Origin of the sequence: Microcoleus sp. Aus8_D2 (assembly GCF_036702665.1) — a bacterium.
Taxonomy (GTDB): domain Bacteria; phylum Cyanobacteriota; class Cyanobacteriia; order Cyanobacteriales; family Microcoleaceae; genus Microcoleus.
In genome coordinates this window covers 1-26,072 of record NZ_JAUBUN010000007.1, presented here as the reverse complement: position 1 = coordinate 26,072, position 26,072 = coordinate 1, and the positions used below count along the sequence as shown (strand labels likewise).

19 protein-coding genes are annotated in these 26,072 nt (G+C 42.2%); 7 read left to right on the top strand and 12 right to left on the bottom strand.

What is annotated here, in order from left to right; all coding sequences use genetic code 11:
- Window positions 1–47 precede the first annotated feature (47 nt).
- Window positions 48–1,223, bottom strand: a complete 1,176-nt coding sequence (locus tag QUB64_RS07475; RefSeq protein ID WP_333269108.1) for a homocysteine biosynthesis protein — start codon at window positions 1,221–1,223, stop codon at window positions 48–50.
- Window positions 1,224–1,376: 153 nt separating this feature from the next.
- Here QUB64_RS07475 and QUB64_RS07470 point away from each other — a divergent pair, with 153 nt between their 5' ends.
- A complete protein-coding gene (locus QUB64_RS07470) occupies window positions 1,377–2,018 on the top strand; it encodes a Uma2 family endonuclease (protein WP_333269107.1) in 642 nt (213 codons plus the stop codon).
- 803 nt (window positions 2,019–2,821) lie between these two features.
- Here QUB64_RS07470 and QUB64_RS07465 read toward each other — a convergent pair.
- Entirely contained in the window at window positions 2,822–3,997 is a 1,176-nt protein-coding gene (locus QUB64_RS07465) for an AI-2E family transporter (RefSeq protein WP_333269106.1), read from the bottom strand.
- A gap of 124 nt (window positions 3,998–4,121) precedes the next feature.
- A complete protein-coding gene (locus tag QUB64_RS07460; protein WP_333269105.1) occupies window positions 4,122–4,739 on the bottom strand; it encodes a Uma2 family endonuclease in 618 nt (205 codons plus the stop codon).
- Here QUB64_RS07460 and QUB64_RS07455 point away from each other — a divergent pair.
- Together QUB64_RS07455 and QUB64_RS07450 are read left to right on the top strand one after the other, a co-directional pair.
- Complete coding sequence (locus tag QUB64_RS07455; protein ID WP_333343137.1) at window positions 4,738–4,923, top strand: hypothetical protein; 186 nt, start codon at window positions 4,738–4,740, stop codon at window positions 4,921–4,923. The two genes, QUB64_RS07460 and QUB64_RS07455, sit on opposite strands and share 2 nt — an antisense overlap.
- A 218-nt stretch (window positions 4,924–5,141) precedes the next feature.
- Window positions 5,142–5,726 carry a Uma2 family endonuclease gene (locus QUB64_RS07450; RefSeq protein WP_333269103.1) on the top strand — a complete coding sequence of 195 codons (585 nt, stop codon included), beginning with the start codon at window positions 5,142–5,144 and terminating at the stop codon, window positions 5,724–5,726.
- 15 nt (window positions 5,727–5,741) lie between these two features.
- Here QUB64_RS07450 and QUB64_RS07445 read toward each other — a convergent pair whose 3' ends face one another.
- Window positions 5,742–6,005, bottom strand: a complete 264-nt coding sequence (locus QUB64_RS07445) for a hypothetical protein (RefSeq protein WP_333269102.1) — start codon at window positions 6,003–6,005, stop codon at window positions 5,742–5,744.
- A 171-nt stretch (window positions 6,006–6,176) separates the two neighbouring features.
- Between QUB64_RS07445 and QUB64_RS07440 the strand changes: the two genes are divergently transcribed.
- The 3 genes from QUB64_RS07440 to QUB64_RS07430 all read left to right on the top strand — a co-directional run bounded on the left by QUB64_RS07440 (window position 6,177) and on the right by QUB64_RS07430 (window position 10,484).
- Entirely contained in the window at window positions 6,177–7,493 is a 1,317-nt protein-coding gene (locus QUB64_RS07440; RefSeq protein ID WP_333269101.1) for a class I SAM-dependent methyltransferase, read from the top strand.
- Between the two features lie 112 nt (window positions 7,494–7,605).
- A complete protein-coding gene (locus QUB64_RS07435; RefSeq protein WP_333269100.1) occupies window positions 7,606–8,127 on the top strand; it encodes a type IV pilin-like G/H family protein in 522 nt (173 codons plus the stop codon).
- Window positions 8,128–8,150: 23 nt separating this feature from the next.
- Window positions 8,151–10,484: an O-linked N-acetylglucosamine transferase, SPINDLY family protein gene (locus tag QUB64_RS07430; protein ID WP_442921636.1), complete on the top strand. Its 2,334-nt coding sequence runs from the start codon at window positions 8,151–8,153 to the stop codon at window positions 10,482–10,484.
- Between the two features lie 4 nt (window positions 10,485–10,488).
- On the opposite strand, the gene QUB64_RS07425 is transcribed toward QUB64_RS07430, so the two are convergent.
- From QUB64_RS07425 to QUB64_RS07390, 8 genes are all read right to left on the bottom strand, one after another.
- Complete coding sequence (locus tag QUB64_RS07425) at window positions 10,489–13,626, bottom strand: tetratricopeptide repeat protein (protein WP_333269099.1); 3,138 nt, start codon at window positions 13,624–13,626, stop codon at window positions 10,489–10,491.
- A gap of 73 nt (window positions 13,627–13,699) precedes the next feature.
- Window positions 13,700–14,680, bottom strand: a complete 981-nt coding sequence (locus tag QUB64_RS07420; protein ID WP_333269098.1) for a hypothetical protein — start codon at window positions 14,678–14,680, stop codon at window positions 13,700–13,702.
- Between the two features lie 629 nt (window positions 14,681–15,309).
- Window positions 15,310–20,019 (bottom strand): O-linked N-acetylglucosamine transferase family protein, encoded by a 4,710-nt coding sequence (locus QUB64_RS07415; protein WP_333269097.1) that lies wholly within the window; start codon window positions 20,017–20,019, stop codon window positions 15,310–15,312.
- Between the two features lie 108 nt (window positions 20,020–20,127).
- Window positions 20,128–22,503: an FkbM family methyltransferase gene (locus QUB64_RS07410; RefSeq protein WP_333269096.1), complete on the bottom strand. Its 2,376-nt coding sequence runs from the start codon at window positions 22,501–22,503 to the stop codon at window positions 20,128–20,130.
- Between the two features lie 117 nt (window positions 22,504–22,620).
- Window positions 22,621–23,037 (bottom strand): tetratricopeptide repeat protein, encoded by a 417-nt coding sequence (locus QUB64_RS07405; RefSeq protein ID WP_333269095.1) that lies wholly within the window; start codon window positions 23,035–23,037, stop codon window positions 22,621–22,623.
- A 141-nt stretch (window positions 23,038–23,178) separates the two neighbouring features.
- Complete coding sequence (locus tag QUB64_RS07400; RefSeq protein ID WP_333269094.1) at window positions 23,179–23,313, bottom strand: hypothetical protein; 135 nt, start codon at window positions 23,311–23,313, stop codon at window positions 23,179–23,181.
- Window positions 23,314–24,069, bottom strand: a complete 756-nt coding sequence (locus QUB64_RS07395) for a Uma2 family endonuclease (protein ID WP_333269093.1) — start codon at window positions 24,067–24,069, stop codon at window positions 23,314–23,316.
- Between the two features lie 171 nt (window positions 24,070–24,240).
- Complete coding sequence (locus tag QUB64_RS07390; RefSeq protein WP_333269092.1) at window positions 24,241–25,764, bottom strand: MlaD family protein; 1,524 nt, start codon at window positions 25,762–25,764, stop codon at window positions 24,241–24,243.
- Window position 25,765: 1 nt separating this feature from the next.
- On the opposite strand from QUB64_RS07390, the gene QUB64_RS07385 reads away from it, so the two are divergent.
- Window positions 25,766–26,072: hypothetical protein (locus QUB64_RS07385; RefSeq protein WP_333394013.1), on the top strand; the 307-nt coding region annotated here is incomplete at its 3' end.

Sequence of the window (26,072 nt, the reverse complement as noted above, 5' to 3'; positions counted from 1 at the left end):
GACCTTGTGCGTCTGCAAATAATCTAAAATCAACAATCTAAAATTGTTTATTCGAGCCTGACTTGGGCCCCCCACAAATCTTGCGGGAGAAACACTCTGTCGGCTGGTAGGGGAGCAACTGGGGCCGTGAGAGTAAATTGACCAGCTTCAATTTGCTGCTTCAATTCCAAAGCTACTTGTCGCGAGAGAAACATACTCGCCAGGGGGGCGGCCCGCACTGGTTTTCCCTCGATGAGAATGCGACCGGTTTTTAATTGAGCGTAACTGACTAAACCGAATGTGGGACGAACGCGCCGGGGGATAGAGAAATCTACCACCGGCGCGACTATTTTTTTGTCTGATACTGCACAGTTGGCGACGACTGTTTCGTTTAAGACGGGGAAGGGGATGCCGACTCCCAGCATCAAGGATGGGCCGTAGTTTTTGAAGTAGCAGCCGCGCACCCATTTGGAGTTCATCTGTTTGGCGTCGCCGATGAGTGCCAGGGTGGCGGCTGGCCCAATCGGAGTCCCGTTAGGCTGCCGTTTTTGCAGCGGGAAGTGCTGGGTTCCTTCCCAGGTGATGTAGCCCTGAGCGCCTCCTAGGAAGATGCGGGTGCCGATGCCGATGAGTTGGAGGTGGGGGTCGTTGAGCAGGGGTGACATGGCTCCCAGGCTCGAATAAACGGCGTTGCCGAGGTTCGGTTGCAGGGGGCCGAGGTAGGTGAATAGCGGCCGATCGCCCCCGTTGACTCCTACAATAAAGTTTTGATAGGCGTTCCGGGGATTGAATAAATAAAACTGGTTGATGGTATCGCGGGTAATCGTGGTTTCAAAGGAGGCGCGGGGATAGCAGTCTGTTACTTGCCCTAAAGCCCGCAACTGCACGGGTTTGCCGGCAATCAAGTCTTCGATGACGTGTCCGCCGCCCCGTTCCCGCGATTCTTCGCCGTCTTCGGCTACTTGGGTGGCTCCTAGGTACAAATCTACGGCGCCGAAGCCGGAGTAGGCTAAAACGCCGTCCAGCCAGCACTGCCGGATTTTGATCGGGGGGTCGGTATGGCCGAGGTTGATGATGGCGCCGGAGGATTCCATGGGCTCGAAGGTGCCGGCGGTAATCACATCGACTTCTTTTGCTGCTTGGGTAATGCTGGTTTCTCTGACTCGGGTTTTGAGTTCTTCGATTGTCCAGACTGTGGCTTTGCCTTGGCTGATTTTATCGTTGATTTCGTCGATCGATCTCATAAGATTATTTTAGATTTTAGATTTTAGATTTTAGTTTGGTGGAATGTCGATCGCGCAAATGCCGTTTTGGCGATCGGGCTTGGTTTGAGAACACAGCCAAATGTTATAACAGATATCAGCATAATACTATAAATAAAATAAGGAGCGATCGCCATGACTCAAGCGATATTAAAACCAGTCACTTTCGATGAATTTATCGACTGGTATCCTGAAAATTCCCAAAAGCATTACGAACTGCATAATGGAGCTATTGTTGAGATGCCTAAAGCCACCGGAGAACATTCAGAGGTAGCCGGCTTCATCTGCCTGAAGCTAGGGATGGAAATCGAGAGGCTGCGATTGCCCTACTTCGTACCCAAAGAATGCGTTGTTAAAGCTGATAACGAGTTATCTGGTTACGAACCGGATGCGATCGTTTTGGACAGGCAAGGGACGAACAGCGAACCGAGATGGAAAAAGCAATCTATCATTACAATGGGTAGTTCTGTCCGGCTAATTGTCGAAGTTGTCAGTACCAATTGGCGAGATGATTATGGCTACAAGTTGGTTGATTACGAAGCTTTGGGTATTTCTGAATACTGGATTGCGGACTATTTGGGACTTGGTGGCAGACGCTATATTGGCAATCCGAAACAACCTACTTTTTTCGTTCACCATTTGGTAGATGGCGAGTATCAAGTCAGTCAGTTTCGGGGGAGCGATAGGATTGTTTCGCCCACATTTCCAGAGTTGAATTTGACTGTGCAACAGATTTTTAGTGCGGGACGAGATGCGGTTGAGAATGCTAGCACTTAAGGTATTAATTTCGGGCTGTAGAATAATAAATTTACTAAGTTTGTAGTGAGGACTTTAGTCCTCTATCTGGAAAGAAAGAAGGACTAAAGTCCTGACTACAAACCTAAATTATTGATTTTCCTGAACGTTTTTTTCTAGGTTTGTAGTGAGGACTTTAGTCCTCTATCTGGGATCAAGAAGGACTGAAGTCCTGACTACAAACCTAAATTATTGATTTTCAGGAGTGTTTTTTTCTAGGTTTGTAGTGAGGACTTTAGTCCTCTATCTGGGATCAAGAAGGACTGAAGTCCTGACTACAAACCTAAATTATTGATTTTCAGGAGTGTTTTTTTCTAGGTTTGTAGTGAGGACTTTAGTCCTCTATCTGGGATCAAGAAGGACTGAAGTCCTGACTACAAACCTAAATTATTGATTTTCAGGAGCGTTTTTTTCTAGGTTTGTAGTGAGGACTTTAGTCCTCTATCTGGGATCAAGAAGGACTGAAGTCCTGACTACAAACCTAAATTATTGATTTTCAGGAGCGTTTTTTTCTAGGTTTGTAGTGAGGACTTTAGTCCTCTATCTGGGATCAAGAAGGACTGAAGTCCTGACTACAAACCTAAATTATTGATTTTCAGGAGCGTTTTTTTCTAGGTTTGTAGTGAGGACTTTAGTCCTCTATCTGGGATCAAGAAGGACTGAAGTCCTGACTACAAACCTAAATTATTAATTTTCCTGAACGTTTTTTTCTAGGTTTGTAGTGAGGACTTTAGTCCTCTATCTGGAAATTAAAGAAGGACTGAAGTCCTCACTACCAACCTGAATTATTGATGCTCGGGAGCGTTATTTTCTGCATCATCGGAGATGTCGGGTTTGTGTTCAGGTAACTTTTCTGCCCGACTTTCGGTGACTCCTATAGCTTCATATTCTTCGTGGATAGCAGAATCTATTGCTGCTAATGTTTTAGGATTGGCGTCCCACTGGTTGAGAATGTCTTTAATTAGGGCTTCCCTAATCCAAACTTGAGCCACAACTGTGAGGGGGAGGGCTAGCAATAAGCCTAAAAATCCAAAGAAGGTGGCGAAGAATACTTGAGCTATTAATGTTACTGCTGGCAGCAATGATACTTGTTGTGCCATGACGTATGGGGTGAGGATGTTGCTTTCAAACTGTTGAATTAGAAAGTAAAGTATCAGGACTAAACCGGATTTTAAGGGAGAGTCTAAAAGTGCGATCGTCATTGGCGGGATGACGCTGATAGTGGGGCCTATATTGGGAATTAAGTTAAGAAATCCTGCTACTACAGCATGAGCTAGCGGTAGGGGAACTTGCAATACCGATAGACCAATTAAGCTCAAAAAAGCAATCACACTCATGCTAATTAACGCACCAATGACCCATCGACCTAGAGCTATTTCGCATTCATCTAAAATACCCTCGATTCGTCGCCGATAAAAAGAGGGAAATAGTTGTATAAATGCTTTGCGGTAAGAGAGGGGATCTGCTAAGGTCATCAAGGTCAAAACTAAAACCAGCAAAAAACTCAGAATGACACCTAATGTGTTGCCGACAAATGCTCCTGCACCCCCAACGAGTTGGTTGAATAAAGGTTGCAGTTGTCGCATAATGTCGTTAACATCGAGATTGGGCAGCCGTTGGCCGATTTGTCCAGAGAAGCGAGTTTCGATTTGATCTACCCAATCATTTAATCTTGCTATTCCTTGAGGGGCTCTTTGGGTAAGTTGTTGGAATTGCAAGGCGAAGGGCGGTACAATGATCAGGAACAAGCCTACGAAGACGAGGAGTAAGAAGGTAATTGAGCACAGTACGGCGATCGACCTTTTGAACCGGAATTTTTTTTGTAAGTAGCGTGCTAGTTTGTTTAAGGCCGTGGCTAAGACGATGGCAGCAAACAGCAGCAGTAGTGCTTGCCTGATTTGCCAGAGGATGTAACAAGATGCGATGAGGGCTAATAAGCCCATCCACTGTCCTAGCTTCATGCGATTTTTAGATATTATAACGGGGAATTGCCGACGTTGCTTTAGACGCTTTGGGAATCGCGTCTCTACAAGATAGCTTAGATGCGATCGCACCTTTACAATATACCCCTACAACGCAGCCTGCTCAATTCCCTTTGGCGAACACCTGCTGCGCTGTCAGGTTCAATTCTGGAAAAGTTGGCGACTCAATCACCTCAGCCCCTTTGAACAGTTTGACTTGGTATTCCCCATCAATTAGTTGGTAAACCGAAAAAGTTGGTTGCTTGGGGTTGCCGATAAACCGTCTCCCGCCCAATCCTAAATAGTCTACAATCCAATATTCTTTGATGCCCATTGACTCGTAAGCTTCTAGTTTGCGGGCATAATCATCCTCCCAGTTAGTGCTAGTTACTTCTACGATTAGGGGAACTGATGAACCCATCGTGATAATTGATGATTTTTGCCAACGAGGCTCGTTTACAATGGTTTGTTCGTTGAGTACAATGATATCTGGCTCGTATCCAGATTCCTCGCTGATGGGTTTGATGACAGATTCTTTGGGGATGAAGTACGGTAAATTGAGACGCTCAATCTCAATTCCTACCTTCAGTGCGGTAAAACCGGCGACTTTAGAATGTTTTCCTGTTGCTTTTGGCATCTCAACAATCTCTCCATTGTGCAATTCGTAGTGGTGTTCTGAGTTTTCAGGATACCAGTCAATGAATTCATCGAATGTTACGAATTCTGGTAGGGCTTGAATCATGGTGATGGCCTCAAGTTTGGTTGTGATGGTGGTGCTGGGAATTTATTTGCCTTTAGACAAGTGTAGCTCGATCGCACTTCTCGATTATCTCTCGATTGTGTCTCTACTGCTGAGAAGTGCGATGACCGTGAGGAGAGCAGCCTTGTCCCTAGAACTGATTTTGCGTTGTATAATTAGGCATTGAGACTACGATCGCAAGTCTCTACTGTGGCTGGATGTGAGGTTGGAAGGTAACGAAAGGGCGATCGAACAAATTTAGCAAGCTGGAAGTGCGATAGAACCTTACATTTTTTAATAAGAAAAAGGCGAGGAATGAGGAGATTGCCAAAAAGATTATAGCTTACCGGAGAGGTAAATCATAATTGTTTAACATAATTCAGTAGTTTAATAGAGGTTCGCATAATGACACAGACACTTTTACGACCATTAGACCAACGGTTCATTCATTCTGGGATTAGCTGGGAACAATTCAAACTAATTGAACAGGGGTTTTCTGACTCCCCTGGCATCAAGTTGTTTTATTATAGAGGAGAGGTAGAAATTTTGGCAGTTTCCCAGGAACACGAATTTTTTAGTAGAACAATTTGTACGCTGCTGGCTATCTACTGCGCCGAAAATGAAATTGAGTTTGCACCTACGGGAAGCTTTACTCAAGAACAGGAAGGGATAGTGTCTGTACAAGCTGATGAATCTTATTTTATTGGCAGACGCATCACCCCAAATTCTCCTCCAGATTTATGTATCGAAGTAGTTTTTACTAGCGGTACTGTCAGAAAATTGGAGCGCTATCGAGTATTGGGAGTTTCTGAAGTCTGGTTCTGGGAGGATGGTGTATTGGCTATGTATCGCTTGGGTTCTGAGGGTTATACAAAAATTTCTGCAAGTGTTGTTTTGCCAGATTTAGATATTAACTTACTGTGTCGCTGCTTGCTGATGGCTTCGAGTGTGGAAGCGATGAGGGAGTTTAGGAGAGGAATTTCTGGTTAGGGCGCACTTAACCTACTACCTCGGCTGTTGTTGCCATGCCCGCCAGCCGAGGATGGCAGCTAGGATGATACTGGGGGTAAACACGGCGATCAGGGCGTTGAAGTCGGTTGAGGCTATGGATAAGCTGGGCCCTGCGTACTTGATGGCAAGGGAAAAGGCGGCGGAGAAGCAGAATACTTTGAGGATGGGGCTGATGTTGGTGTTCATGGATGTGGTGTTGGGCGATCGGTTGAATAAAATGCCTGTCCATCTTATAATACAATACCCTTGGGTTAACACTATTTATTGCCCGAATATCCCCCTAAATCCCCCTTAAGAAGGGGGACTTTGAACAACTTCTTGTCCCCCCCTTTTTAAGGGGGGCTAGGGGGGATCTGGCTTAACGGAACCGTAGTGTTTTATAATAGGGGATGCCACCGGACAATTTAACAGCATCAAGAGTAATTCATAATGGAAAATCAAGAATCTGATTTAATAGACCAAATTCGCCAGCAATTTGACTATGCCCCTTATCCGAGAATTCCTCTAGAAAAATCTCCTAAGTCTGAGTATGAGTTGCTTTACCTGCACAACCTTGTAACTGCTTATTACTTTAGGAATCGGAAAGTTGTCAATACTGAAGGCAAACTTATTTTAGATGCAGGTTGCGGTAGCGGATACAAATCCTTAGTTTTGGCGACAGCTAATCCGGGAGCTAAAATTGTGGGCATTGATTTATCAGAAGAATCTGTTAAGTTAGCCCGCCACCGCTTGCAATATCACGGCTTTGAAAATGCCGAATTTTATGCGATAAAAATAGAAGAATTACCCAGTTTAGGTTGGCAGTTCGACTACATTAATGCTGACGAAGTGCTTTATTTATTGCCCGACGCTGTTGCAGGATTGCAGGCGATGAAATCGGTTCTTAAACCAGATGGCATTATTCGGACAAATTTGCACAGTTCCATTGGTAGAGCGGGAGTATTTCGCGCTCAAGCTGCTTTCAAAGCAATGGGATTAATGAATGGAACCCCAGGCGAGTTGGAGATTGAAATAGTCCGGGAGACGATGGAAGCTTTGCGAGATGAAATATGGCTTAAGGCAGGAGGATGGAATTCTGAATATGCGAAGGATGAGGGGTGGATTCTGGTAAACTATTTATTTTTGGGTGACAAAGGCTGTAGCGTGCCTGAACTGTTTGCACTTTTGAGAGCCTCCAATCTAGAGTTGATCAGCATGGTGGCATGGCGCCGCTGGGAGTTGATGGATCTATTTAAAGATCCAAATGATTTGCCTCCGTTTTTGGCGATGAGTCTGCCAGAAACTTCTGTGGAAGAGCGGCTGCATTTATTTGAACTGCTACATCCCCAGCACCGCCTGTTTGATTTCTGGTGCGGCAATCCCGGCACTCAGGCTTTTGTGCCAGTTGCTTCATGGACGGAGGCTGAGTGGCAGTCAGCGCTGGTGCATTTGCATCCTCAACTCAGGACTGCCGAGGCGAGGGAAGATTTGAGTAATTGCATTGCCAGCGATATGCCTTTTGAGATTAGCCGCTATATTATTGTGCCAACTCTAGCACCGGTGGCGATCGACAGTACAATGGCAGCTTGCTTGTTACCTCTGTGGGATGGGCCGCAGTCTGCGGTGTCGCTAGTCCAGAAGTGGTTGCAGAGCCGAGCCAAGTCTGCTGTTAATCTAGAACCAGCGGCCCAGGAGACAGCCTTCGATCAAGTCAAGGAACTGTTGACTAGGCTGGAAGTCTTTCTATACGTGCTTTTGGAGCGTTAGCAGCGACACATCAAAAAAAAAATGGAGGGGATGATAGCAAAGCGGGGGAAACTGGGTAAGTTACATATAAGAGTTAGAAACGAGCATCCCACCCCTCAAGGAGAAACAAATTATGAAGACTGAATTTAAAGCCAAGTTCCTGCAACACATCAACAAAAGAAGACAGGATCAAGGTTTCACCCTGATTGAACTGCTGGTTGTTATCATCATCATCGGTATTTTGTCGGCGATCGCCTTGCCCTCGTTCCTCAGCCAAGCAAACAAAGCCAAGCAGACAGAAGGCAAGCAGTACGCTAGTTCAATTATCAAAGCCCAACAAGCTTACTACGCAGAAAATAACGGTTTTACAGACCAAATGACTTCCTTAGGAATTGGTCTGAAAACTTCCACCCAAAACTATACCTACACCCTGAGTCTCATTGGGACAACAGGAGGCAATGTTAATGCAAATGCAACATTAGGTGGTGCTCTTAAATCATACGCCGGAACTGTAGGATTAGTACCATCAGGAGAGGCAAAAGGTACGCAGTCCGCTCTTTGTGAGAGTACCACTGCTGGCGTTGCGGCTGTTACTGGTAAGGCTGATGGAACTACTGTTGAATGCGGTGCAGGCATGACAGCAGTGACCAAGTAATCGCTCGGCACACAAGTTCTTGGTTGTTGAGAATAATCAAAAAGCGGGTAGTGCCAGGTGTACTGTCCGCTTTGCATTATTATATTAATTTTTACAGAACACAGCTTCTAGAGGTTTGCCCTATGGTTGATCGAGATTTATCGGCTATTGCTTCTGATTGGCAACATCAAGCTGATGATTATTTGCTAAGTGGAAATTATTCTCCGGCAGTGAAGCTCTACGAACAGGCGATCTCTACATCTCCAGATATTAAATCCTACTACTGGCACTTGGGATTAATATTACTGTTGGATGGACAAGAGGAGCAGGCCCAGACAACTTGGCTATTAGCAATAGCTGAGGGGGAACCTGAAGAAATTGACCTGTGGACAGAGGAACTGATTGAGGTTCTGGAAGCTGAAGCTGAGCGACAACGGCTACAACTGGCAGATTATGGGGTGGCTTGGGTCATCCGGCAGCACATACGCGAAATTAATCCTACCAATATTAACAACTTGTTGCATTTGATAGGGCTCTCCAATCTGTTGAAGACATATACAGGAGATGAACTGAGCGATTTAGGCGTGATTGAACTGCTCGATTCAGAATGCGCCACAGTAGATTGTGAGCTGTTGATGCAAGTATGGAAAATTGTTTTAGAACAGGCTCCTTTCCACCCGTCATCTTTGAATTTCACAGCATCTTGCCTGCCCTATGTCAAAGATACTCTACCTTTTATAGATTATTTGATAGAGTTTGTTTATAAAATTTCCTACTCTGCAAAGCGATTTACTCTGGGAACACGTTTCACTGAACTAGGCTTGCGTTTGGTTCCCAATCATACTGAGTTACTCCGGACTTTATCTAGTCTTTATCAAGATATTTATGAGTATGATAAGGGAATAGAAACTGCTAAATTGTGCTATTCTATGATGACCAATTTAGCCGATAAAGTTTATGCAAATCATTTAATAATGCGCGGTTTTATGAGCGCTGGTGGCTATTGGGAGAAATTTTGTTCGATCATTGAAAGGCATAAATCTCTGCTATTATCTTTGATAGAAGAGCAGCCCACAGATCTGGATTCAACTGCTACAATTCGTTTGTTGAGTGCGGGCTTTTTCTTCCCATATTTTCAGGACGAGCCTCTAGAAAATAGCAAAATTCGTTCTCAAATTGGTCGAATTTGTCAGTTAAATGTAGAAAATTATGCTAAGGAGCAAGTGGGGCGATTTCGACAGCGACCAAAATCTGCTCTCAAACTTCAGTCTCCTACTAAGCGTTTAAAGATAGGCTATCTTTCCTATTGCCTTCGCAATCATTCTGTCGGTTCACTAGCCAAATGGTTGTTTCAATACTATGACCGCGATCGCTTTGAAATTAATCTATATTTGCTGGCAGCAGAATATACCCGTGACCCCTTGCAAGAATGGTATATTAGTAAAGTTGACAAAGCTTATAAATTAGGACTAGATAGCGTAGGAACTGCTGAGAAGATTAACGAAGATGAAATTGATATTTTAATCGATCTCGATAGTCTGACTCTGAATAATACTTGCGAGATAATGGCAATGAAATCAGCACCTATTCAGGCCACTTGGCTGGGTTGGGATGCTTCGGGAATACCAGCAGTTGATTACTTTATTGCCGATCCTTATGTTTTACCTGAATCTGCTCAGGAATACTACACAGAAAAAATCTGGCGTTTGCCTCAAACTTACATAGCTGTGGATGGTTTTGAGGTAGGTGTGCCAACCCTGCGTCGCGAGCATTTAGATATCCCTACGGATGCAGTTATATATCTTAGTGCCCAGAGAGGATATAAGTACAATCCTGATACAGTACGGCTGCAAATGCAAATTGTTAAAGCGGTACCGAATAGCTACTTTATAGTTAAAGGCTTGGCAGATCAAGAAGCACTGCAAAACTTTTTTATCCAAACTGCAACATCAGAGGGTGTAGATGCCGATCGCCTGCGGTTTTTATCATTGGTTGCTTCAGAAGCCGAACACCGAGCTAACCTGGGTATTGCTGATGTAGTTTTGGATACTTACCCTTATAACGGAGCTACAACAACTATGGAAACACTGTGGATGGGTGTTCCGATAGTAACCCGTGTAGGACAGCAGTTTTCTAGTCGCAATAGCTACACAATGATGATGAATGCAGGTGTGACTGAGGGAATTGCTTGGACTGATGATGAATATGTAGAGTGGGGAATTCGTTTGGGTAAAGATGCTGCTTTACGGCAACAAATTGCCTGGAAGCTAAGACAGTCACGACAAACAGCACCGCTGTGGAATGGTCAGCAGTTTACAAGAGAGATGGAGAAAGCTTACGAGCAAATGTGGCAGAAGTATCTTGAGAGTAATCATTAAGGACTTAACTATTGTTTATTTCCTTGTTGCTGAATTGATATTCACTTACGACGCGCTGGTAAAATTTTTCCAGTCCTTCTACACAAGCTCGATCATCATAGAGATAGGGATGGCGATGTATCATTTTTTGAACTATACTATTTCTCCACTGAGGTTCAAGCCCTATTTTCACGGCAATTTCGATATATTCAGCTTCAGTGTTGGCAATAGTTTCTGTTACTCCTAGCATTGTCAGAATGCCGTAAGAGTGGCGTCCACGCATAAACTCACCAGGACAAGTGACGATCGGTAAGTCACAGGCGATCGCCTCTAAAGTTGTATTTCCTCCAGACCAGCTTAATGTATCTAAAAAAATGTCAGAAACCAAATTAAGCTGCAAATAACTAAGCGTATCTTGACGCGGTAAAATGATGCAATACTCCTCGCTGTTCAAATTGTAGTTAGCAAAAGCCCGTTGCAGGCGTTCCCGAAATTTATCAGTAATGTGGATACTCTCATGACCTAAAAATGCAAACTGAGCATTGGGAACCTGTAGAGCAATTTCAGCAAAAATATAGTCGTATTGTGGCAGATATTTATACAGAGATTGACAAGATAAATACACTATTGCCTCATCTAGCAATTGAAAATCAGCACGAGTTTTTGTCAGTTCTGGAATAGTAGGTTTGGCATAAGATACACCAATCTTAGGCAAGTGAATCAATTTCTCTGAGTAATGTTCTTCAGCACGAGCTGGTTCCATTAGCTCACTAGATAAGAAGTAATCGATTGTAGGAAGACCTGTAGTAATAGGATGCAGCCAACTTGTACACTGAATTGGTGCTAGGCGAAGACCAGCTAATTGCGTTATTGTAGGGTGCATACCAATGTCTATGAAAATCAAAATGTGCAATTCGTCAGAAATAATTTGTTCGGAGATTGTTTCTAGCTCCCCAGGAATTTGGTGAAAAACATCACTGTAGAGTTTGAATTTTTGAGTAAATCTATCTATCTTGCCATTGATGTAATAGCAATACACTTCAAACTGCTGACGATTGCAATTACGCAGCCAACCAAGAGCGAGTTTTCCAACTGTATGCGATCGCATAGAATCAGAAATATAACCAACCCTAATTTTTATATTTGGGTTGAGGTTTGGCATAGGTTTCGGCACTACCCAATCGGGATAGTTAACAGCCATAATTAGCTGAACAAGCTGACCATACTGTTTTAGTAAATCTAAGTCATTTTCCCCTTGATATTGCAAATAAAAATTCAGACGTTTACTAATACCTATAAGAGCATTCTTTCTAGCTTCAAGAGTGTCGAGAGAAATTTGATTAATTAAATCTTCTAGTCCCTGAGTAAAGCGTTGTCGGTAAAAGTTAATTTCTTCTTGGCGATCGTATAAAATTGGCAAAATGAGTTGCTCTTCACGTTTCAAAAACAAGTGTTCTGGAAATATTTTTGAAGCTTCGCTGGCAAGGGCGATGGCTTCCTGAGTTTGTCCAGCTTCTTGCAATGTTGATATCCAGTTAAAGTAAATAGTAGGATCGCTTGGATATTGACTAACACTCTTTTGGTAAATTTTTATAGCTTCTTCATATTGATTGAGGGAGGTGTAACAGTCAGCCAAGGATAGATAAAAATGTACATCTCCAGTTTGAATCTCTAGAGACTTTTGAAACTGACTAATTGCTTCTTCATATTTACCCTGGCGGTAAAAACTATAACCAAAGTAGGAATAAGCTTGAGCTTTGTCATTTTTAGCTTCAAATGCTATTCCCAGATTATTGAGAATATCAGGGTCACGAGGTTTAAGATTTAGGGCTGTTTCATATGCTGCAATCGCTTCATCAATTTGGTGTTTTGACATCAGAATGTTACCCAAATTAAGGTAGCCACCAAAATGATTCTGGTTAGTCAATATTGCCTGCCTATAAACAGATTCTGCTTGTTCAATATCACCAATATCCCAAAAAATATTGCCCAAATTATTATAAGCTTGAATATATTGCGGATCTAGTTTTATAGTCTCTTGATAAGCTCTAATAGCTTGGAAGCGTTCACCCATGTTTTCTAGTACCACACCCAAATTGTAATGCCTGATAGCTTTTGACGGATCAAGCTCTATAGACTTGAACATCAACAATAGCGCATCTTGATATTGCTCTTTCATATAATAAAGAGTGCCTAAATGCAGCCAAGCATCTGCATTGTTTGCATCCCATCGCAAAACTTCTTGATATTTCTTTTCTGCTTGGTCAAGATTCTTATTTAATAAATTCAAATAAGTAATGTCATCGTTGTTTTTGTCTGATTTACTATTTCTATCTGGTATTATCGTCCCAGAACAGTGCAACTCTACTGCTTCAGTATGGAGAGTATTTAGGATTTTTTGTCGCTCTTCGTTGTTAAGATCGTAAATGGACTTAATAACTGATTGCTTGCGTCTGGTCTGTAAACTTTCCCAATCATACTTACGATCTAACGCGACCTCATTCCCAACAACAAATATTTGCAAACCATTCCACAACTTACAAGTGTCTTTATTTTTTGTAAAATCTAGCAATAAATGACAATGCGACAAATTAGTAGATATAAAATCCAAGTTGGCTTGCTCAACCCCTTCCCAGTTACTATTGCTTACAACAATTAGTGCTTCCTCAGCCAAGAAAGGTTTTACCAATAGTAATCCCATTAAAGATGATCTATAGTCATGAGCTGCATCATAAAAATATACACCAATTTTTTCTTCTGACTCAATTTGTTGAAGGTCACAAAAAAACTCTTCAAACTCTTGATTACAGAAAAAGACTTGCTCTGATAAATTGAAGGTTGATAAATTTTCTGTCAATTTCTCAAAGCTATCTCCAAAAGTATCAAATTCCGAGAAGTTATCCACTGCATATGCCATCTGTTCTGGGTGATCCAGAAGTGCAGCAATTAAACTTGCTCCTTGGAAGCAGCCAACTTCGCAATAAACCTCATTTAGATCCAGGCATTCCACCGCAAAGTTCAGCAACTGCATAACGTTAGCTGTTGTGATACCTGTAACTTGATTCAAGATTTGCTGAAAACGGTCAGATTTCGGGGAAACTAAATCTTGTTCCCAGTTTTCATACAAGCTAGGGAGTTGCTCGAAAAATCTTTGATAGTCCATATTTTTTATTTTAAAAAAGTAGAGATTTTTTGCCTAATTTGATTAAAGTGCCAAATCCTTAAAGTTGCTTATTTCACATAAAGTTGTTTATTGCACATACCGAAATTTTCTCTGCTTTTGCTTGAGCGATCGCATCTTTATTTTCATGTTCCAATACAACTCTACCATGAAGGCGAGGTATGAGCGCTTCCCACTGAATTTTACTCAACTGTCCAATCAGGGAAATTTCCGGCCCATCGGAAACATCTAAATCTTCTTCCATTAAAAGGTTCATCGCCACACTGGATAAAATGAGATTAGCCTCTTCATCAGAAATTTTGCTAGTGTCTATCAGGAGACTGATCTTATTTTTGTCTGGGTGAGTTGCGATCGCCCTCACCACTCGTTCCAAGTCTAAACCCAAAGACTCTTCTGGTTGCAACCAATCGGGGAAAACGATTAAGGTAATTTCCCTCAACTGAAGCAACAGTGAAACAATCGCCACCTCGTCTTCATTTTCCTGGCATTTCTCCATTTGTGGGGTGTGATAACCGAGAATTTCTAGAAAACGCAAAGCTGTAGGAACTGGGCCGTAATTGTCAATAGCCCAATGCCGACCTTCTCTAGAAATTTTCTCTAAAATCCCTGGATCGTCAGCAATGCGATCGACAGTATCCTGCATATTGTCTAAATCGATTCCTATATAGTGCCGCCAGTTTTCTGGCATTACTGGCAGTTTAACTCCATACTTATCGAAATCTACGTGAAACGTTACGCACCCAGCCGCCAATGACTCCCAAAAGCGCCAACTGTCCCACCATTCTACAATTGGTTCTCCTGTGAAATAGCTTGAAGTAACAGAACCCCCAAAGCAAGCACAAGCTGCCGATTCTTTCAAACGTTGGTAGTAACTCGGATAGTGACGTTGACCTGTTTGCTTCCACTGCAAGTAATGGTAGCTGTCTGAGGGAGTTTTATCAAAATCATCAACCGTATCATCCCGGGGTAAAATATTTTCAATTAGTGGCAAGAACTGTTCCCAAACAATCTTCCTCAGAGGACGGTCAAGTATCATTGATCCCTTGTCAATTATGACATATCCTTGGGAAACTCTCAACCAACTGTTGGAATATATCAACTTCTCTTGGTCAACTCGGAAATTGACGAGTAAGCGTATATTTTCTGTAGAATATTTTATATTTTTTCTTGTCTCTTGGATGATGCGATTAGAAAGCCCAAAAACCCACGGTCTACAGTTTGAAGGATATTGAGATTTTGTATTGCAGTGAGTTCTAAATCTGAAATCAAAGTTATTTAATTGTGGATTCCAAAGGGTAAAACCATCCATATCATCCAGATAGACAGTGACATATTTTCGTGCTGAGTGAAATAGATTTTCAGGCAGTGCTACTGAATTCGAGTTGAGCAGCACTCTGAAGTCCAGTATGACAACAGAGCAGTCAGTATAAGTCACGCTTGGGTCATAACAAAAAAGATATTCTTCCCGATCGGGTGATATCTGCCAATGGTTTATATTTGAATAAAATGGTATTCCCAGTTCCTTGAATCCTTCAGCTAAACATATACTCAAATGGGAAAAGGAATTTTCAGCGCAATAAAAAAATATGGGTTTGTCTAACATAAACTTGAGAGTTGATTTGGCTGTTGACATATCGCTGTTCATCATAGTGGCAACTATACAAGTTATGCTGATTGTGAATGTCCATATTGCGTATTCGTCAAACTATCTAGCGAGTAAAATTGGATTTCTTCGGCTCCAGATCGTGCGATCGCATCTTTATTTTCATGCTCCAATACAACTCTACCGTGAAGGCGACGCATTAGCGCTTTCCACTGAATTTCACTCAACTGTTCAATCAGGGAAATTTCCGGGCCATCGGAAACATCTAAATCTTCTTCCATTAAAAGGTTCATCGCCACACTGGATAAGGCAAGATTAGCCTCTTCATCAGAAATATTGCTCTGATCTACCAGCAGAGTCATCTTACTTTTGTCTTGATGAGTTGCAGTTGCTTTGATAACAGCAGCCAGTTCCTCTAGTAGTAATTCTTCGGGCTGGCTCCAGTCTGGGAAAATAATCAAGTTAATCTCTCTCAGATTTAAGTTTTCCCTAAGAGCGTCTACTTGATTTTTGTAGAAAAATTCTTTGAACAGCGAGCCAATTTTAGCAGAGTAAGATCGACTATCTAAAAAAGCGGGATTAGCCTGCATTTTTTGCTTAATATAAGCACTTTTTTGTTGACACAACTCAGGATTAATGCCAAGGGCGATCGCTAAATCAACATAAGACTCTTCGCTGTCAGCAATTAAATCAGGCACATGAAGTTCTCTTAGCAGCGATGCTCCCATGTTTGAGCGCGCATAATTTCCGGACATCACCACTGTTGGCAAACCAACTTCTAACGGATCTATGAGCGATGTCATCCCAGCATAGGGATAGGAATCTAAATAGATGTCCGCTACCTTTAAACGTTCTTTTACATCAGCACGGTTAGGTACGGCTTCCAGAAGAATTAACCGATCCGCATCCAAACCATACTTAGCTAAAGTAGCTACTAGACGCTGCTTAAAAGCTGTAACTGGATAAATAGGAGCCCAGTTAGGATTAAAGGGATATAGCACTAGCACAGCATCAGGTACAGCAGCAATTATTTTGATCCACGTCTCTTCTACTTCTGGCAATATTTTGAAAAAATTAGCACCAGAAATATAAACAACAGCATTCTGAGGAATGCCCATAGTTTGTCTTTGAAAACTTATAGTTTTGATGAGTTGCTCTTCAGTGGCAAAATCAAAACATTGAGCAGGAACATCTAATTTAACCAAATTTTCTCTATAATGGTTTTGAGTGTCATTTTCAATATCTGTAAGTTTACTAGAAATGTAATAATCTATATGTCGCATCCCCGTAGTTACAGGGGAATTCATTCCTACAACTTGTATGGGTGCTAGTCGATGCAAAGCTAGTTCGGCAATCGCATTAGTTTGAGCTGTAATATTATTAGCGATAAAAAGAATGTCTAGTTCCCATTTTCGTAGAGTTTCTACTTGAAGGTTAAGACTTTGAGGAAGTTTAATTGCAACGTCAGTATAACCTAAACAACACTTTTCAAAACGATGACCGCTAGCATTGATAAAATAAAGAATGATTTCAAACTCATCTCTATTCAAATGTTTATATACTGGCAAAGTGGCAAATATTTCTGCTTGAGTGCTAAAATTATCAGCAAGAATACCCAGGCGAATTTTATCTCTATCAGCGGAACGGTCAGGTAAATCAAAATCTATCTGATGTCCCTGAATTTTTAAAGCAAACTCCACGATCTCTGCACGCTTGACATATATTTCCTTAAGATTGTTGTTGCTAAAATAAACAGCAAATTTGGCATAACGCTTGAAAAGTAAAGCTACAGAATGCCAAAAGTTTGATTCTGAATGTTGAAAAATATTGGTATGTATATAGTCTACCCATCGTTGAATATGTTGGTAGTACATATTTACTTCTCCAATGTCTTGGAATAAATATGGAAGCTCAAACAACAATCTTATGTATTCATTTAGTAGTTGCGGAGGAACACAAGGTAGGTCGTATTGCAAAGGTAACTGGTAAGCAGGCTTGTTTCGCATCTCCACCAGTAGTTCCTGGATTGCCTTTCGTTTGTCAAGTTGCTGAGGAGTTTGTTCATTTGTATCCTTTGAAGTAAGTTTTGTAGCGTTAATTAAAGCGGAACTGACAGTTTGCGACATTTGAGACCAAGAAAATTTTTTCGCTTGTTCTAAACCAGCAACAATCAAAGAGTTGCGAACCTTGTTTTTTTGTACCTCGCACAGTGCATCAGCTAACCCATCAATATCATCATCTTTCACATATAAAGCTGCCGCACCCGCCACTTCAGGAATAGAAGCATTCGGGCAAGTAATGACTGGACAACCGCAGGCCATTGCTTCTAGCACAGGCAACCCAAAGCCTTCATAGAGAGAAGGATAAACCAGAGCGACAGCACCGGAATAAGCTAATCTCAATTCCCGATCGCTGAGTTGTAGCTTATGCACAACACTTCCTGCGGTATAAATTCTCAACTCCCCTTCTAGTAAAATTCCACTACCCGTAAAAACAATGTCAAATCCTTGTTTACTAGCAAGTTTTCCGAAAGCCTGAAAAAACAAGATAGTATTTTTATAATCCGACCCGCCTCCGACTGAAATAAAATAGGGTTTTGAGATGCCGTACTTTGTTTTAAAACTATTAATTTCTGCTTGACTCGCTGGCGTGAAAAGATTGTCAACTCCACAATGAGCTACCGTTACAGACTCTAGGGCAATTTCTGGGAAAAATATTGTTAAGTCCCGCGCTGTATTTTCGGAAATTGAAATATATCCAGAAGCATGGCTGATAGCATGATGCTTTTCCCTCCACATTGGCTCATTCAAATTTGCCTGCAAAACTTCTGGAATCATGTCATAAGCCATGAAGACAGAAGGAGTTGATAGGGGCGTTGTGTAGTAAGTAGAGATAAATAGGTCAGCATCTTCTCGATCGCAGACTTGCTGTAGCATTTCCCGGTCAGCGTCGGTTGTCTCGTAATTGTAAGCTGGAATAGTAAGGTATCTAATCCCCGCAATTTTGGGAGCGGTTCCCGCCCTGTCAAGAATGATAATATGTTGAGAAAAACCATCTTTTGCCCATTCTTCTAGCAAGGAGTTCCAGACACGAGCAATTCCTGTTCTGTAAAGCTGGAAAAACACGCCATCAATAAGAATCGTTGGAGTTGCTCTTGGAGTAGTTATTGCTGTTTTCCTTGATGATTCCTCTGGTGGGCTAAACTCCCAGATATCAGTATCTTTTTCTCTTTTCGCCATTGGTCTTACACCACAGGAATTAGCAGTATCAACCATCGTGCCATCTTGAACCCATGAAAAATACTGGCTGAGGCGAACTGGGAATTTAGTTTGAGCTTGCAATACGCTCCATTCTGAAACTGCGTTTGCATAGCCATAATATTGTTCTTTAAATTGCAACTGTTTTGCCATCGCATAGGCAAAGTGTTGAAATACCAAACCCCGCATTTCTGTCTCTTTATGCACAAAAGGGTTTATTGCTGCAACATCCCTCCAGTGAGCATTAGATAAAGGTTCACTTAATACTGGAGGTTCGTGAGCAGTCCAGACACAGCCCGGTTTAAACCTCCAGGTGCGCAACCATTCTTGTGCTGGATTCTGAGCGTAACAGTTGCGACTGCTAATCACCAGATTCTCTCCGACAAAATACCAGCACCAATAGAAAGCCGCTGTTTTTTCAGGATGATAGATGAACATCTGTCGCGCTGTGCAGATTTGCTCGAGTGTCCACAATTCATCAACATCTACTTGCCAGAGCAAACATTCCTCATTAATATTTTCCAATGGTGCATTAACCATTTCACGTTTACCTTCCCAGAAAATACCCTCCGGTTTACGATAAACCGTGACATTTTCTGGATATAGCTGTGCCAGTTCGTCTAGGTATTCTGCTGTGCCGTCATTGCTGCGTCCCTTCGAGTGGATTTCGTCGGTAATGCGTCCGCCATTTTGTAAAGACCAAGCTGTATCATGCTTCAAGTCCGCTACACCCTCGACTATATGCCAATGCCATTGATAAGGTAGTTGCTTGAATACTTCTATATGATATTTTACGAATGGTTCACCGTTGAGAACAATAGTAAAAAAGTTAATCGGTAATTCTAGTGATGAGGGAGAGGCAAAGGCAGTCGATTTTTTCTGACCGCAGGCAAGAGTTGATGAATACTGATGATTCACTAGACAATGTTTGGCAATATTATGCCATACACGCTCAGAACCCGGCCAAGTGGGTACAACATCATGAAATGCTATCCAACCATCTTCTTTTACGAGAGGGAATGACAGTTCAAAGTCTTTTAATACATCTAAGAATTGGTGAGAACCATTAATAAAAATAAAGTTAATTTCGTTAGCACCAGTGAGTTCGATCCACTGGCTTAAAACTTGAAAAGAATATCCCTGTAAAGGGACTACATATTCATATAATCCATTTTTTTGTAAATTTTGCTGCCAAATGTCAAAAAAACTTCGGTCGGGAAAGTCAATATCGTTACCATCCCATGTATCAATACAATAAATCTTTCTATTAGTTCCTATACAGGCATAAGCCATAGCAACTGTGGAGCGTCCTTTATAAGATCCTATTTCAACGATTACAGCATCATTAGGGAGGGACTTTACTTTATTGAAAAGGTACTCTTCTTGCCCTGGAACCATGAAACCTTCAATGGCTTCAACAGCAGATTGAATGGTTGTATAGCTGACTGGTTGAACAGTAACTTTTTTGAAAATTGCGTAGCCATTTATATCGGAGTCTGAAATGTTATTTTCCATTATTGACCGCCTGTCTTTACCTTGTTTGTTGGGTTAGCGTTTCCTGAGATTAGGCATCTGAACAGTTAAAGCTTTAAATTATTTTAATTAAACGCCTAATTACTAAAATTATATGTAGCAGGTAAATTGTCCTTCATATTTAGAAAAAAAGTTAGTGATATAAATCAAGGCTTCTTGAGGAGATAAATTGTGAACTTGCTCTATATCAGCATTCCACGGAAATTTATTTTTCCGGTCGGGCTGTTCGAGATATCCCCTTCTGTAGGCTTCCTCTGGTGTAAGTGAAGGTGCTGGACTGATTTCTTGAGGAATTAAGAAAGCATTATTATAATGTAACTCTACCAGGGCATAATTATATTTCTGGCATAAAATATTTAATTGTGAAATACTTTGACCAAAAAAATGATCGTTATTCCAAACATAATTTTGACTATAGTTAACAGTAAACTTTAGAGGTGGTGGGATCTTCTCATTGATTTCTACGCAGAGCAACAAAGGTCTAAATGAACTCAGTATTTGGTCTAAAACAAAATAATCATAACCATCTATATCAAGATTGAGAAAACTAAAGTTTTCTGGGACTTGATGTGTTTTCATAAGAGCAACTACGTTTTCAGGTGTCACCATGCACTTACTTAAGTTGACTTTTTCAAATTCACTATACCTAAGTGCTAATTTTGTAAATAGTTGGCTATCATATTCTACAGCTAATCCCGCCCATCCTTGCTTGTATAAAAAATAAGTGTTTGACATAGTTATTCCATCACTAGCAGCTATATCCACACAGTATTTATTTTCTATATTTAAGCTGTTTAAATATTTATCAATAATAGTTTCTTCGTCTAGATATGAATATTTATGAATTGGATAGTTGACATTTTTGCTATCTGCGATTTTAGGGCTAGCTAGCATCAATACCTTGACAAATGCTTGAGGATCAGAGGCATAACGCTGACAAGCTGTGGCAAATTCAAGGGTAGATTCTTCGTAGGCAACACAATTTAAAATGCTTTGAAGAACTTGTAATAGTAAATCGGAATTAACGGGGTACAACTCCGACCGCAACAACTCAACAATTCCCAATGATATTAGGTCTTGATTTATAAAAGTATTCATATTAATGGAAAGTTCGACAATCTTTAACAGATTATTTATATCGGTGGGAGCTATTTCCCGGATGTGTTGCCGGAGTATCCGAGCAACAACATAGTCGGTGAGTATTTCTCGGCGCTGTGCTTCGGTTTGTATAACTTCTATTAGTTCAGATGTGCATTCTTCGATTTGTTCGGCATTGTCCTCAAATATACCGGTGAACCAGACTGTTAGAGCTTCGGCTTCTTGCTCTTGCAAAAGCAGCATCAACCCCAAATGCCAATAGTGGGATTTGATATTTGGTTCAGCTTCTATAGCTTGCTCATAAATACTCGCTGCTTTAGAATAGTCTCCTAAAAACAAGCATGAATTACCTCTTTGTTGCCAATTACTTTGAGCGTTAAACACACATCTGGCATTGTAGCCGCTGCTGTATTCTCGAATTTTAGCAATAATAGGTAATGAACTGAGTCCCTGCTTAACTAGCTCTGGAATTTGCGCTAAGCTCTCTATAATATTGTCAGCCAAATTATATCTTATATCGTCCCCATATTGCAGGGTCAAATACGCTAGAAGTTCCAGAGCATAGTCAGGAAAGTTCATAACATCAGCAATACAAGCTAATTTTAGTATTTGATCAGGTGTCTTTAATTCTGTATTCAAGTCTTCCCGAATCAGATCCAGAAAATAAAAAGCATCAGACCAGACTAAGACTCCATAATGGTCGGTTGATGCTACAGGCATTCGGCGACCGTCACGATGCATATTACATAAGTCAAAAAGTGTAAATCCTTGTTCTCTCAGGTACACATCTACATCCCCAAACAAAGGTTGACCCTTGTATATTTCTGTAAACTCTACTTCTGTTACAATCGCTAGAGTGCTGCTTTTTAAAATACTAGAAGCTCCTTTTAAAACCAGAAGCTCTGCCCCCTGAACGTCTAGTTGTATAAAATCAATCTCGTTAACTGCTTCTGATTGGCAAAAAAAATCTAAAGTTGTCATCTCAACTTCCACAGTAGAAACTAGCTCAATTAGCTGAGAATTTCCGACGAACCGCTCAATATAGAAATCGCTGGGAGGATATAGTGAACTGCAACCTGGGTGTTTAGTAATGTAAATTGTGGATGTTCCGACACAATTTCCCAGAGCTAGTGGAATATGTTTTTCAGTCCAATTTATTTTTCGAGATTCAAGAGCGGCGTTAGCCTCATGACAAGCCGCTTCATCAGCATCGAATCCATAAATAGTAAGATTAGGTGCAAAAATATCCCACCCCTGACTCCCATAGTCATCTTTGTCTGCGATCTTACGAGAGCCAACGAGGCATACTGTTACGTGAATATTATCTAAATGTCCGCTTTTCTTTAGGCTCGAAACGAAGATTGCCATACTAAAATCTTGAACTCAAATAAATTTATAATTGACGATGATATTGGTAGATATTGGGATGGTAGGGGAGATGGCAGAGAAGCCAATGGAGGGGATACATCTGAACTCGCCCTCCCCCTACTTCCCCTTCACCTTCCCCAACAGCGCCTGATAATCAGCCCGATCGGGATTTAACTTCACCAACTTCTCCAAAGGCTCGATCGCCCCCAGCTTATTATTCATCTGCAACCGCACATTTGCCAAGCCCTCCAGAGCCGTCTGATTCTGAGGTTCCCGCTGCAAAACCGTCTCATATCCGCGTTCCTGCGCCGCCAGCAGAGACTCCTGAGAAACAGCAGCAGCTACAGGTTTTTGTTGGTGCTGGCTGCTCAAACCGCTGCCGAACAGACTCACCATACCAAAAATCGTAGAACCAGCAAACCCAACCATCGATACAAACGCAAAAATCTGCTTAATTCGTGAAGCGTAGCTATCCCGTAGGGAATCGCCCTTACGAACCCCACTGTCACTAGATTTTTTCTGTATACTTTCCATTGCTAACTCTTGGCGTCGCTGTTTTCCAGGCACTCGCACTCGTACCTATATCTAGATTGCCCAAGTTCGATCGCAAAACGATCGCCCGCGACGACAAAATGAGATCGCCCCGCCACCCATCGTCTTTCAAACCATCCTGTGTTACCCCTGTTGCTGCTGAGAGAGCCGATCGCTTAACACATGAGTGCGATCGCCCGATGGGATGTATTCTTTAATCTCAACTGGATTAACCACAGAAGAGCCGTAAACCGATCGCCCGAGCGCCCTTGGGCACATTCAAATGGCATCAGGATCGATACCCTGACTTATCAAGTATGCCATTAGGCGATCGGCCCGCAAACGTTCCTCATCGGCCCGCTGTTGTTCCTGTTCCACTCGTTCGGCACCCCACAGTAACAAATTGCCATTCTCATCCCACCAGCGCAACCAATAACCCCTTCTCTGAGATTTTTCCCCTTCCCAAACCCCCAGAAATAAATTCATTGATTCTATCCAAAATCGTTGATTAGCATCTGGTTCTTGCAGTTCGTATTCTCCCGATTCTGAGAGTCTGTACACTTCCAACACTCCCGATTTAGGCTCAAAAATTACATAAACTGGCACTTGCAAAATTCGCTCGTAAAACCGCCATTTCCCGTAAGGATAGGTCGGTTTATTTGAATATTCACTGCCGTCAGTATCCGATAAGAATTCCATCACTACTGCCGGAACTTCTCCCTCAACAGTGCGCGTATAACTGCGGCGAACTTCTCCGGCTTCTGGTGGCAATACTGATGGAACATATACCCAATCAGGTGCTTTGACTACTGTTTTGTCGTTGACTTTCGCACATAGTCCAAAATTGGAAGCTATCAGCATTGAAGCTAGGATAAATCCTGCGAGTTCTAAAGCTTCTCGCAGGGCGGCGGCTAAAAGTGGTTGGTCGATGTTTTCCACTGGATCGTCCGGTAATTTAAAGTCGTCTGGCAATTTTTCCCAAGCGATATTATACTTGGTTTTGGTTTCGACCGGCTTCGATAATGTTTGCGTCATTGCTTTTCCTTGTTTCGCTTGAAAGAGGTTTTTTTTAATAAGATTTGCACAACTTGAATCTCGGGGTGTGCACTGCCAACCTTACTAACTGAAACCTCTAGAATGGGCACTTTCCTAACTGTAGGGCGCGCCACGCGCACCTTACCGACGGTTATTCAATGATACCATATTTCAAGGAGTATTTTCTGGAGCAACTAATTCTGCTGACCTTGCAGTTTGAGAAGGTATAACAGGCAATTTTTGCTGTTTGTGCAAGCTGGGAAATCCCGGCTTGACTGATTGATTTCCCGCAGTTGTATTCGCATTTACTTTCTGCGAAAGGGGAGCTAATGTTTGAGCGACTTTAACTTGCTGCCGCAGTTGTTCTGTCGAACCTAACAAGCCTCCCAATCCGTTAAATAACCTGCGAATGTTATTGCGGAAAGCCGGGTCTCCCGTCACTTCATCCACGTCGGAAGTGATTTTCTGGACGTTCTGAAATGTAGCTCGTGCTGAATCTAGAGTTTGTTGCAATAATAGCAAAGTGGCGGGATTGTTTACCTGACTGGATAAATCTCGCAAAGTAGCAGAAGCTTGGGCCGCATTCGCTGATAAAACTTCTAAATTATTCAGCAATTGTCCTTGGTTGATGCGATTAATTGTTGGACTCAAACTGCTGACGGCTACCCGCAGTTCTTGACTGCTTTGATTGATGTTATTCAGGGTTGAGACTAAACTGGCGCGGTTGGTTGTTACTAAGGAATTAACTTCGTTTGCTGTTAATGTGATTTTATTGGCTGCTTGAGTTACTGAATTGGCTGAATTGATGGCAGCGGCCGATACGGCTTTTGTGGAAGTGTCCGCTGTGGCTGCTACTTTAGAAACATCTGCGGCGACTCCTGATATTTCTCCCTTGAGGGATTGATTTAAGCTGGATGCTTCTCCTTTTAAGGATTGAGTTAAACTGTTGACTTCTACTTTTAAGGATTTATTTAAGCTGGATGCTTCCCCTTTTAATGATTGATTTAAAGTTGCTAATTCGGTTTTGACGGATTGAGTTAATTTGCCAACGTCTCCAGTTACGGATTGATTTAAAGTTTTTATTTCTGCTTTGGCTGTTTGAGTTAAACTTGATAAATCTTGAGTGAGTTTAGCTGCACCTTTGGCTGTATGGGCTGTATTCTCTGAAATCGATTTAATATTGTTGAAGAGGGCGGGGTCGGTGTATAAATTAGCTAGGCGGACTGTGGATCGAATTAGTTCGTCGAGACTGACTCCAGCTTGACCTTTTAAGCGGGAATTTTTGCAGATAATTTCTGGGGGACAGTCGGCACTAAGGGGATTGGCGGTAAGTAAGGATTCTGGCAAAATTGAGTTGGGGGTAATGTCGATCGACGATTCGCCAATTAAACCCGATTTATTCGCTTCGATGGCCACATCCCGGGGCATCACTAAAGTGCCGGGGGCTATCTCCATCGTCACCTCTACGCCGTTGGCGCTGGCTTTGATGGCGGTAATTTTACCTACGGCGACGCCGCGATATCTGACGGGCGTGCCGATTTGCATTCCCTGGGCGCTGGCAAATTCTACAGCGAATTTGTAGCTGCGGTTCCCTAGCTGCACGCCCTGCAACCAGAGGACTAACCCCCCAAATAAACCGATTCCTACTAAAATTAAGAATCCGACAGAACCTTCTCTCATAGTTCGCGATCGCATATTGCCTCCTCAGTCATTGGTCATTGGGCATTGGGCATTGGTCATTGGGCATTGGGCATTGGGCATTGGGCATTGGGCATTGGTCATTGGGCATTGGGCATTGGGCATTGGTCATTGGGCATTGGGCATTGGGCATTGGGCATTGGGCATTGGTCATTGGGCATTGGGCATTGGGCATTGGTCATTGGGCATTGGGCATTGGGCATTGGGCATTGGGCATTGGTCATTGGGCATTGGGCATTGGGCATTGGTCATTGGGCATTGGGCATTGGGCATTGGGCATTGGGCATTGGTCATTGGGCATTGGG